Here is an 11,702-nt window from a genome sequence, read left to right on the forward strand (position 1 = left end):
GCACTACTCGGGCCACCCGTGGTCATGCCCGGAAATGTGACGTTATACGGCCGTGATCTCCTGGACATATATGATCACGGCGCATCGACGCGGCGCGTGGCACACTCGACAGGAGGCAGCCGGCGCTGGGCCAGCGCTGTCATGTCTCGTTCCACCTCGGACAGCGTCGTCCGCACCTCCTTCAGCCCTTGAAGATGGACAGGACTTCGCCGGATGCCGAGTGCGCAAGGTCTTTACGACCCCACCTTCGAACACGACGCCTGTGGCGTCGGCTTCGTCGTCGACGTGCGCGGCCGACGTAGCCATGAACTGGTCGACCAGGGCCTGACCGTGCTGCGCAACCTCGACCATCGAGGTGCGTCGGGCAGTGACCCGGACACCGGCGACGGAGCCGGCATCCTGGTCCAGGTCCCCGATCTGTTCCTGCGCGACGTGGTCGACTTCGCCCTGCCCGCAGCCGGGCGGTACGCGGTCGGCATCGCCTTCCTGCCGCAGGTCGCGGGGGAGCGCGACGACGCGGTGCGCACGATCAGCCGCATCGTCCGCCAGGAGGGCCTGCGGGTCCTCGGCTGGCGCGAGGTGCCGACGGTCAGCCACATCGTCGGGCACGCGGCCCGCGAGGTGGAGCCGCGGATGCGCCAGCTCTTCCTCGCGCTGCCGGGCAGCCTGCCCGGCGCGGGGGCGAAGGGCGTGGCGAACGCGCAGGGGCCGGCCGCGGGCGGCGCCGACGACGGCTTCGACGTGGGTGACCTGGAGCGCCGGGCGTTCTGCGTGCGCAAGCGGATCCGGCGGGAGACCGGCGTCTACCTGTCCTCGCTGTCGTCCCGGACCCTCGTCTACAAGGGCATGCTGACCACTCATCAGCTCTCGGCCTACTTCCCCGACCTCGACGACCCGCGGTTCGCCAGCGCCATCGCGCTCGTGCACAGCCGTTTCTCGACGAACACGTTCCCGAGCTGGCCGCTGGCGCACCCCTACCGGTTCGTCGCGCACAACGGCGAGATCAACACGGTCCGTGGCAACCGGAACTGGATGCGCGCCCGCGAGGCGCTGCTGGCCAGCGACCTCATCCCCGGCGACCTGGCCCGGCTGTTTCCGATCTGCGCGGACGGCGCGAGCGACTCGGCGAGCTTCGACGAGGTGCTGGAGCTGCTGCACCTCGCCGGGCGCAGCCTGCCGCACTCGGTGCTGATGATGATCCCCGAGGCGTGGGAGAACCACGCCGAGATGGATCCGGCGCTGCGGGCCTTCTACGAGTTCCACTCCACCCTGATGGAGCCCTGGGACGGTCCGGCGTCGATCGCGTTCACCGACGGCACGGTGATCGGTGCGGTCCTCGACCGCAACGGCCTGCGCCCCTCGCGGTACTGGGTGACCGACGACGGGCTGGTCGTGATGGCCTCCGAGGTCGGCGTGCTCGACATCCCGCCGCACAAGATCGTCCAGAAGGGTCGGCTGCAGCCGGGCCGGATGTTCCTCGTCGACACGGCGCAGCGGCGCATCGTCAGTGACGAGGAGATCAAGTCGGAGCTGGCGAGCGCCGCCCCCTACGCCGAGTGGCTGCACGCCGGGCTGATCTCGCTGGATGACCTGCCCGACCGCGAGCAGGTCATCTATGGCCACTCCTCGGTGCTGCGCCGCCAGCAGGTGTTCGGCTACACCGAGGAGGAGCTGCGCGTCCTGGTCGCGCCGATGGCGCGCGCGGGCGCCGAGCCGATCGGCTCGATGGGCACCGACACGCCCGTCGCCGTGCTCTCCAGCCGTCCCCGGTTGCTGTTCGACTACTTCACCCAGCTCTTCGCGCAGGTCACCAACCCACCGCTGGACGCGATCCGGGAGGAGCTGGTCACCAGCCTCGGGCGGACCCTGGGCCCGGAGGGCAACATGCTCGCGCCGTCGCCGGCGTCGTGCCGGATGGTGCACCTGCCCTACCCGGTGATCTCCAGCGGTCAGCTCTCGAAGATCATCGGTATCAACGACGACGGAGACATGCCCGGCTTCGCCTCGGTGACCGTGCGCGGCCTCTACGACGTCGACGGCGGCGGCGCGGCGCTCGCGGCTCGTCTGGCGGAGATCTGCGCCGGGGTCAGCGAGGCCATCGCCGACGGGGCGCGCATCGTCGTGCTTTCCGACCGTGACTCCGACGCGCGCAAGGCGCCGATCCCGTCGCTGCTGCTCACCGCAGCCGTGCACCACCACCTGATCCGGGAGCGGACCCGGACGAAGGTCGGCCTCATCGTCGAGTGCGGTGACGCCCGCGAGGTGCACCACATCGCCCTGCTCACCGGCTACGGCGCCGCGGCGGTCAACCCGTACCTGGCGTTCGAGTCGATCGACACCCTGATCGCCGAGGGCGAGATCGCCGGCGTGTCCCGGGAGCAGGCCGAGAAGAACCTGATCAAGGCGCTCGGCAAGGGCGTGCTGAAGGTGATGTCCAAGATGGGCATCTCCACCGTCGCCAGCTACACCGGCGCCCAGGTCTTCGAGGCGATCGGCCTGTCCCAGGAGCTGGTCGACGCCTACTTCGTCGGCACCCCCTCACGCCTGGACGGCGTCGGGCTGGACGTCATCGCCGAGGAGGTCGCCGCCCGGCACCGCCGCGCCCACCCGCGGGTCGCCTCGGAGCTCGCCCACCGCGGCCTGGAGGTCGGCGGCGAGTACCAGTGGCGGCGCGAGGGCGAGATCCACCTGTTCAACCCGGAGACCGTCTTCCTGCTCCAGCACGCCACCCGGACCCGCCAGTACGAGGTCTTCCAGGAGTACACCGGCAAGGTCGACGGCCTGTCCCGGGAGAACTCGACCCTGCGCGGGCTGTTCGATCTGCGTACCGGGGTGCGCCCGCCGGTGCCGATCGAGGAGGTCGAACCGGTCTCGGAGATCGTCAAGCGGTTCGCGACCGGCGCCATGTCCTACGGGTCGATCAGCGCCGAGGCGCACGAGACCCTGGCGATCGCGATGAACCGGCTCGGCGGCAAGTCGAACACCGGCGAGGGTGGCGAGGACGCCCGCCGTTTCGTCCCCGACGCCAACGGCGACCTGCGCCGCTCGGCGGTCAAGCAGGTCGCCAGCGGCCGGTTCGGCGTGACCAGCGAGTACCTGGCCAACGCCGACGACATCCAGATCAAGATGGCGCAGGGGGCGAAGCCCGGCGAGGGCGGCCAGCTCCCGGGCCACAAGGTCTACCCGTGGATCGCGAAGACCCGGCACTCGACGCCCGGCGTCGGGCTGATCTCCCCACCGCCGCACCACGACATCTACTCGATCGAGGACCTCGCCCAGCTCATCCACGACCTGAAGAACGCGAACCCGAAGGCGCGGGTGCACGTCAAGCTGGTCGCCGAGGTCGGCGTCGGCACGGTCGCCGCCGGCGTCTCCAAGGCGCACGCCGACGTGGTGCTGATCTCCGGGCACGACGGCGGCACCGGCGCGTCCCCGCTGACCTCGCTCAAGCACGCCGGCGCCCCCTGGGAGCTGGGCCTGGCCGAGACCCAGCAGACGCTGCTGCTCAACGGGCTGCGCGACCGGATCGTCGTGCAGGTCGACGGCCAGCTCAAGACCGGCCGCGACGTCGTCGTCGGCGCGCTGCTCGGCGCTGAGGAGTTCGGTTTCGCCACCGCTCCGCTGGTCGTCGCCGGCTGCGTGATGATGCGCGTGTGCCACCTGGACACCTGCCCTGTCGGGGTGGCCACCCAGAACCCGGCGCTGCGGGAACGCTTCACCGGCAAGCCGGAGTTCGTCGAGGCGTTCTTCACCTTCATCGCGGAGGAGGTCCGCAGCTACCTCGCGGCCCTGGGCTTCCGGACCCTGCAGGAGGCCGTCGGCCGCGTGGACCTGCTCGACGCCCGCGCGGCCATCGAGCACTGGAAGGCGTCCGGGCTGGACATCACCCCGCTGCTGCACACCCCCGAGCGGCCGTTCGGCGGCTCGCTGAACTGCACCTCCAGCCAGGACCACGGGCTGGACAAGGCGCTGGACAACTCGCTGATCCAGCTCTGCGAGGGGGCGCTCGACGACGGCCGGCCGGTCTGGCTGGAGATGCCGATCCGCAACGTCAACCGCACCGTCGGCACCATGCTCGGCTACGAGGTGACGAAGCGGTACGGCGCGGCCGGGCTGCCCGACGACACGATCCAGTTGCGCTTCACCGGGTCCGCCGGGCAGAGCTTCGGCGCGTTCGCCCCCAGGGGCATGACGCTGACCCTCGAGGGCGACGTGAACGACTACACCGGCAAGGGCCTGTCCGGCGGCAAGATCTTCGTCTTCCCGCCGAAGGAGTCGCCGCTGCGCGCCGAGGAGAACATCGTCGCCGGCAACGTCCTGCTCTATGGGGCGACGGCGGGGGAGGCGTTCTTCCGCGGGATCGTCGGCGAGCGGTTCTGCGTGCGCAACTCCGGGGCGACCGCGGTCGTCGAGGGCGTCGGCGACCACGGCTGCGAGTACATGACCGGCGGAACCGTGCTGGTCCTCGGTGCGATCGGGCGCAACTTCGCCGCCGGCATGAGCGGCGGCGTGGCGTACCTGTACGACCCGGTCGAGGCCCGGATCAACACCGAGATGGTCGACGTCGAGGACCTGGAAGCCGCCGACGAGGCGGTCGTGCGCGACCTGCTCGTCCGCCATCGCCGGGAGACCGGCTCGACGGTGGCCGCGCGGCTCTACGCCGACTGGGAGAACGTGCGCGGCGCGTTCCGCAAGGTCATGCCGCGGGACTACAAGCGGGTGCTCACCGCGATCCGCCAGGCCGAGGAGCAGGGCCTCGTGGCCGAAGACGTCATCATGGCGGCGAGTCGTGTCTGAGCGGCGCGCGGGGCGCGGCGGCCGGCCGGCCGCGGAGACGCTGATCGCGCCGAAGTCGATCGCGCCGAAGTCGATCGCGCCGAAGTCGATCGCGCCGAAGTCGATCGCGCCGAAGTCGATCGCGCCGAAGTTGATCGCGCCGAAGTTGATCGCGCCGAAGTTGATCGCATGGGGGGCCGGGCGGCCCGGCCGGATCCGACAGGAGTGTCATGGCTGACCCGACAGGCTTCCTCAAGCACCGCCGGGAGCTGCCGAAGCGCCGGCCGGTCGACCTCCGCCTCCAGGACTGGCGGGAGGTCTACCAGCCCTTTCCCGAGGAGCACCTGCGCGAGCAGGCCGGCCGGTGCATGGACTGCGGCATCCCGTTCTGCCACAACGGCTGCCCGCTGGGGAACATCATCCCCGAGTGGAACGACCTGACCCGGCGCGGGGACTGGCCCGACGCGATCGAGCGGCTGCACGCGACGAACAACTTCCCCGAGTTCACCGGCCGGCTGTGCCCCGCGCCATGCGAGGCGGCCTGCGTGCTGGGCATCGGGGACGACCCGGTGACCATCAAGCAGGTCGAGGTCAGCATCATCGACCGGGCCTGGGCGGACGGCACCGTCGTGCCGGTGCCGCCGACGGTGCGCACCGGGAAGCGGGTCGCGGTCGTCGGCTCCGGGCCGGCCGGGCTCGCCGCCGCCCAGCAGCTCACCCGTGCCGGGCACGACGTCGTCGTGTACGAGCGGGCGGACCGGGTCGGCGGGCTGCTGCGCTACGGCATTCCCGAGTTCAAGATGGAGAAGAAGGTCGTCGACCAGCGGCTCGCCCAGATGGAGGCCGAGGGCACCTCGTTCGTCACCTCCTGCAACGTCGGAGTCGACATCTCCGCCGACGAGCTGCGTTCCTCCTACGACGCGGTCGTGCTGGCGGGCGGCTCGACGGTCGGTCGCGACCTGCCGGTCCCCGGCCGGGAGCTCGGCGGCATCCACCTCGCCATGGAGTTCCTGGTGCCGGCAAACCGGGTTGCCCAGGGTGATTTGGCGACCTCGCCGATCTCGGCCAAGGGCAAGCGGGTCGTCATCATCGGCGGCGGCGACACCGGCGCGGACTGCCTGGGTACCTCGCACCGGCAGGGCGCGGCGTCGGTGCACCAGCTCGAGATCATGCCGCGGCCGCCGGAGCTGCGGGCGCCGGCCAACCCGTGGCCGTCGTACCCGATCGTCTACCGGGTCTCCAGCGCGCACGAGGAGGGCGGCGAGCGGGTCTTCGCCGTCAACACCGAGCGGTTCCTCGGCGACGACGAGGGCAACGTGCGTGCGCTGCGCATGCACGAGGTCCGCTTCGCCGGCGGGAAGTTCGAGAAGGTCGAGGGTACCGACATCGAGCTGCCCTGCGAGCTGGTGTTGCTGGCCATGGGCTTCACCGGGCCCGAGAAGCCCGGCCTGCTGACCGGTCTCGGCGTCGAGCTCGACCCCCGGGGCAACGTCGCCCGCGACGCCGGCTGGTCCTCGTCGGTGCCCGGCGTGTTCGTCGCCGGGGACATGGGCCGCGGCCAGTCGCTGATCGTCTGGGCGATCTCGGAGGGGCGCTCGGCGGCCGCCGCGGTCGACCGCTACCTCATGGGCCGCACCGACCTGCCCGAGCCGATCACCCCGACCCGTCGCTGACGGTGACGGCCGCCTCCCGCGTGGGGCGGCCGTCGCGGCCGGTCTCCGCCGGCGTCACCGGTGCGGCCGCGTGGGCCGAATGTTCGCGTTGGGGGACATCTCGCTGTGATGTGCCTTGCTCCATGCCGGATCTGCCCTGATTGACCGAGATCTGCTAGGGGCATCGGCGCTGGTGGCGGTACCGTCCTGTCATATGAGGCTCGTGTTGCTCGGCCCGCCGGGCTCCGGCAAGGGAACGCAGGGCGCGCGCATCAGCGCCCGCCACGGCATCCCCGCGATCTCCACCGGCCAGCTCTTCGACCGGCAGATCGCCGCCGGGACGGAGCTGGGCCGCCGAGCCGAGCGGTATGTCCGCGCCGGCGAGCTCGTCCCCGACGAGATCGTCCTGGACATGGTCGCCGACCGGCTCGACGGCGCCGTGGACTGCGCCGTCGGCTTCCTGCTCGACGGCTTCCCCCGCACCTACCCGCAGGCGGAGGCGCTGGACCGGATGCTCGCCGCGAGCTGCGGACCCCTCGACGCGGTCGTCGACCTCGACGTCGACATCGACGAGGTGCTCGACCGCATCCGCCGCCGCGCGCACACCGAGGACCGCGTCGACGACGCCGAGGACACCGCTCGCCGCCGGCTGAAGGTCTTCGCGGAGGAGACCGCGCCGCTGCGCCGTTACTACGGCAGCAGCGGCCTGCTGCGCACCGTCGACGGCGCGGGCACTCCCGACGAGGTGGCCGCCCGCATCGAGCGCGTGCTGGAGGACACCGCCCACCCCGAGCTGCACCTGCCCGGCTGACGGCGGCGCCCGGCCGCCGTGCCGCTCGACGACGGGACCCGGCGGCGCCCGCTCGGTGACTGCGTCGCTCATCGGGCCGGTCATCGGGCCGGTCATCTGGTCGGTCGTCTGGCCGGTCATCGGGTGGGTCACTGGGGCGGTCACCCCGGGGGCCGGTCACCCCGGGGCCGGTCACCCCGGCGGGGGAGCCCGGGGGAGTCGCCGGCCGCCGCCGGCCGCGATGTCCCGCGTCGAGGCGCGATATCTTGAACGTGGTGAGCCAGGGCGCGGATGAGCGGGAGCCGTCGGTACGGGCCGGGCGGGGCGCGGGCGTCGCCGGGCCCTCGAACACGCACCGCCGCCGCGCCGCGCACGTCGGTCTCGTCGCCCTCGTCGTGTTCTGCGGGCTGCCGCTGGTGGTCATCCTCACCGCGGCGCGGACCGTGCTGAACCCGGCCTTCTACTCCCAGTCGCTGGCCCGGGCGCATGCCTACGACCGCATCTACACCGAGGTCCTGCCCGACCCGGCGGTCGACACCCTGCTCGCCGGGCTGCCGATCGACAGCTCACTGGTCACCGCGAACCTGCGCACGGTGCTGCCGCCGGCGACGGTGCAGGAGATGACCGACGAGCAGATCACCCGGATCGTCGACTACCTGCGTGCCCGTACCGGCGACGTCGAGCTCGCCGTCGACCTGCGGCCGATCTTCGGGAACATCTCCGGCCTCGCCAACCGCTACATCGCCGGCGAGCTCGGCACCGGCACCAGCTACCGGGCCGCCTCCGTGCAGGACTTCACCCACGGCGTGCTGACCGCGCTGGACGACATCGCGGCGGGCCGCCCCCCGGCATCGCTGCCCAGCATCGAGCTGACCCCGCAGGACACCGACCGGATCCTGCCCCTCGTGCTCGACCGGGTGGACCCGGCGACCCGCGCGCGCGTCGGCCCCGAGCTGCGGGCGATGCTGCGCTCCGGTGATGTTGCCGGAGCGCTGGCGCTGATCGGACCGCAGGTCTTCCAGGGCGACGAGCGGGCCACCGCTCGGCTTCAGGCGTCGCTGCACGGCTCCACCCTCGACCTCGGCCTGCGCCTGTCGGACCTGCGCGATGAACCGGCGATCACTGCGATCGGCCGCCTGCACGACGTCGCCGCCACCCTGACCTGGGCGACCGTGCTACTCGGCCTGATCATGGCGGGCGCGCTGGCCGGCATCGTCGTGCTGGCCGGGCGGCGGGGGGTGTCGCGGGTCCGCGCGGCGGCCGGGGCGGTGATCGCGGCCGGGCTCGGCGCGGCCCTGCTCGGGGCGGTGCTGCGCCTGACCCTGCCCAATCCGCTGACCTCGCTCGCCGGTCCGCGCTCGCCGCTGCCCCCCGGGGCGAGCGGGGTGCTCGTCGACTTCTCCCGGTACGCCTACGGGACGGTGGAGGGCGACTACCTGCGGGTCGTGGCCTGGACGCTCGTCGTCGGCGTCGCCGCCGCCGGGCTGTCGTTGCTGGTCGCGGTGTCGGCCCGGTGGAGCCGGACCGGTCGCCGCCGCCGGGTCGCCACCGCGTTCGTCCTGGCCGTGCCCGTGATGGTCACCGTGACCTGGACCGCGTTCCCCGGCGCCGCCGCCGAGCCGCGCGAGCTGTGCGAGAGCAGCCCGTCGCTGTGCGACCGGCGCTACGACCAGGTGACCTACCTCGCGACCCACAACGCGATGGCGAACAGCGAGGACCGGTTCCTCGGCCCGTCCCAGGACCCGACGATCGTCCACCAGCTCGACCTGGGCGTGCGGACGCTGCTGCTCGACGTCCATCACTGGACGCCACCCGCGCAGGTCGAGGCGTACCTGGCCACGCTGCCGCCGGCGACCCGCGCGGCGCTGGCACCGCTGACCCGGGGTGCCGTGTCGACGCGGCCCGGCGTCTGGCTGTGCCACGACCTGTGCCAGCTCGGCTCGCTGGACTTCGTCGCGGAGCTCGGCCGGGTGCGGGACTGGATGACCCGCAACCCGACCGAGGTGGTGACGTTGGTCATCCAGGACGACGACGTCCCGGCCAGCGAGATCGCCGGCGGGATCGCGGCGGCGGGGCTCGCCGGAATGGTCGCGACGCCGTCCGACGATCCCCATGGACGCTGGCCGACCCTGCGCACCATGATCGATTCGGGTCGGCGGCTGGTGGTCTTCACCGAGCGCCAGGACCTGCCGGGCACTTTCCTGCGCGGCTTCTACCGGTACGCCGCCGACACGCCGTTCGACGCGAAGCGGCCCGAGGACCTGCGCGGCTGTGTGCGCAATCGGGGCGCGGCCGGCGCGGGGCTGCTGCTGATGAACCACTGGCTCACCGATGCCGCGCCCAGCCGGCGGGCCGCGCTGACCTCCAACGCCGCCGACACCATCGTCGGCAGAGCCGAGCGCTGCCGCGCAGAGCAGGGGCGGACGCCGACGTTCGTCGCGGTCGACTTCTCGACGATCGGCGCGGCGCAGGCCGCGGTGGACCGGCTCAACCGCCTCCCCGCTTCGCCCGCCGCCACCGCCGGCGGCTGATGCGGCGGCTGATGCGGCGGCGGAGGTGACGTGGTCGCGGAGGTGATGTGGCGGCGGAGGTGATGGTGGGAGCATGGATCGGCCATCGTGCGTTGCAAACAGCGAGAAGACGCCTCTGTCGACCCCACACCCGCGCAAGGGAGCTCAGGTGCCCATCTGGAACCAGCTTCGGCAGTCCGCCCAGACGATGCAGGGCCAGCTCGCCGCGAAGAAGAACGACCTCAAGAGCGGCGCCTTTCGCGATGCCAGCATGGCGATCTGCGCGCTGGTCGCGGCGGCGGACGGGACGATCGATCCGGCCGAGCGTCAGCGGGTCGCGTCATTGATCATCTCCAACGACGTGCTCAACAACTTTCCGGCCGACGACCTCCAGCGACGCTTCAACGACTACGTCGGCAAGCTCCAGGCGGACTTCGAGTTCGGCAAGGTGTCCGTCCTGCAGGACATCGGCAAGACGAAGAAGAAGCCGGCCGAGGCGCGCGCCGTCATCCAGATCGGGATCGTCATCGGCGGGGCGGACGGCACGTTCGACAAGAGCGAGCAGGCCGTCGTGCGCGAGGCGTGCTTCGCGGTCGGGATCAGCCCCGAGGAGTTCGATCTGTAGATCCGCTCCGGGGTGCGGCGGTCGCCGCGCGCCTATCTCGTCACACTTCCTCCCATGTTCGCCGGCGGAGTTGGATGCTCGGGCAGATCGCCGGAACGCGCTGGCCTACAGGTCAGCGGGTTGCCCGGGGAGCCGGCTGGCCGGCGGGCGCGGATTGCGGTGCCCACGCCCGCCCGGGTTCATCCCCGGCGTGACGGCGTGTGATGGGGAGGATGCGTGGGTCCAGCCGATGCCCTGCTGGCGGCCGGGGCGGGTCTGCTGGCGGGAGCGGTCAACGCCATCGCCGGCGGGGGTACGCTGATTGCCTTTCCGGCCCTGCTCACCACCGGGCTGCCGGCGCTGACCGCGAACATCACCTCCTCGGTGGGCCTGCTCACCGGCTACGCCGGCGGTGCCCTGGGCTACCGCCGCGAGCTCGCCGACCAGGTTGACCGGCTGCGGGCGCTCGGACCGCCCGCGATGCTCGGCGGGATCGTCGGCGCGGTCGTGCTGCTGGCCACCCCGTCGGACAGCTTTCGGGCCCTGGTTCCCTACCTCGTTCTGGTGTCCTGTCTGCTGCTGGCGGCGCAGACCCGGCTGGCCGCTGTCGTGGCGCGGCGGCGGGTCGCGGCCGCCCTGGCCACGGCCGCCTCGCCGGTCCCGGCTGCCTCGCCGGTCCCGGCTGCCTCGCCGGTCCCGGCTGCCTCGCCGGTCCCGGCTGCCTCGGCGGCGGGAATTGGCGGGTCGGGGAACACGGTCACCTGGCCCACCCGGATCGGGATCTTCGCGGCCGGCGTGTACGGCTCCTATTTCGGCGCCGGGCTCGGGGTGCTGCTGCTCGGTGTGCTGGGCATCCTGCTCGTCGACGACCTCCAACGCACCAACGCGCTCAAGACGCTGCTCGCCTTCGGCGTGAACGCCGTGGGAGTCGCCATCTTCCTCATCACCGCGAAGGTCGCCTGGGGATATGCGGGCATCCTCGTCGTCGCCTCGCTGCTCGGCGGCCTGCTCGGCGCCCGGATCGCCCGGCGGCTGCGCCCGGCCCTCCTGCGCGCGGCCGTGATCACGCTGGGGGTCGGCGTGGCGATCGTGCTCATCATTCGGAACTGATCAGCGCCGCGCGGGGCATCTCGCCGCGGGCCATCTCACGACCGGCCATCTCGCGACCGGCCATCTCATCGCGGGACAACCGGCCGGACAACGTCCCGACCCGCGTCCGATAATCTTGCCGGTCCGCTCCTCGAATGACTCTCACGTTACTGTCGCAATGGCAGCCCGACTAGCCGGGCCCGGCGGAGTCGTATTCGGCGCCTCCGCATAATCTGTGTACGCAGTGTTCCCGAGGAACGCTCACGTAACGGTAATCCTGT

General features: G+C 72.0%; 7 protein-coding genes. All 7 read left to right on the forward strand.

Going from position 1 to position 11,702, the window contains the following annotated elements; all coding sequences use genetic code 11:
• Positions 1 to 213: 213 nt before the first annotated feature.
• The 7 genes from gltB (at position 214) to AC5R91_RS28420 (ending at position 11,442) form a co-directional block, all read left to right on the forward strand.
• A complete protein-coding gene (gltB, locus tag AC5R91_RS28390) occupies positions 214 to 4,797 on the forward strand; it encodes a glutamate synthase large subunit (protein WP_495394348.1) in 4,584 nt (1,527 codons plus the stop codon).
• Positions 4,790 to 5,014, forward strand: a complete 225-nt coding sequence (locus AC5R91_RS28395) for a hypothetical protein (protein ID WP_495394349.1) — start codon at positions 4,790 to 4,792, stop codon at positions 5,012 to 5,014. The genes gltB and AC5R91_RS28395 overlap by 8 nt, the downstream gene beginning before the upstream one ends.
• Positions 5,007 to 6,449 (forward strand): glutamate synthase subunit beta, encoded by a 1,443-nt coding sequence (locus AC5R91_RS28400; RefSeq protein ID WP_495394350.1) that lies wholly within the window; start codon positions 5,007 to 5,009, stop codon positions 6,447 to 6,449. Before AC5R91_RS28395 ends, AC5R91_RS28400 begins: the two co-directional genes overlap by 8 nt.
• Before the next feature lie 193 nt (positions 6,450 to 6,642).
• A complete protein-coding gene (locus AC5R91_RS28405; RefSeq protein WP_495394351.1) occupies positions 6,643 to 7,239 on the forward strand; it encodes an adenylate kinase in 597 nt (198 codons plus the stop codon).
• A gap of 245 nt (positions 7,240 to 7,484) precedes the next feature.
• Entirely contained in the window at positions 7,485 to 9,749 is a 2,265-nt protein-coding gene (locus AC5R91_RS28410) for a phosphoinositide-specific phospholipase C-related protein (RefSeq protein WP_495394352.1), read from the forward strand.
• A gap of 148 nt (positions 9,750 to 9,897) precedes the next feature.
• A complete protein-coding gene (locus AC5R91_RS28415) occupies positions 9,898 to 10,353 on the forward strand; it encodes a tellurite resistance TerB family protein (protein ID WP_011606075.1) in 456 nt (151 codons plus the stop codon).
• 216 nt (positions 10,354 to 10,569) lie between these two features.
• Positions 10,570 to 11,442: a sulfite exporter TauE/SafE family protein gene (locus tag AC5R91_RS28420; RefSeq protein WP_495394353.1), complete on the forward strand. Its 873-nt coding sequence runs from the start codon at positions 10,570 to 10,572 to the stop codon at positions 11,440 to 11,442.
• Positions 11,443 to 11,702: the final 260 nt, after the last annotated feature.

The organism is Frankia sp. BMG5.60, assembly GCF_059428125.1.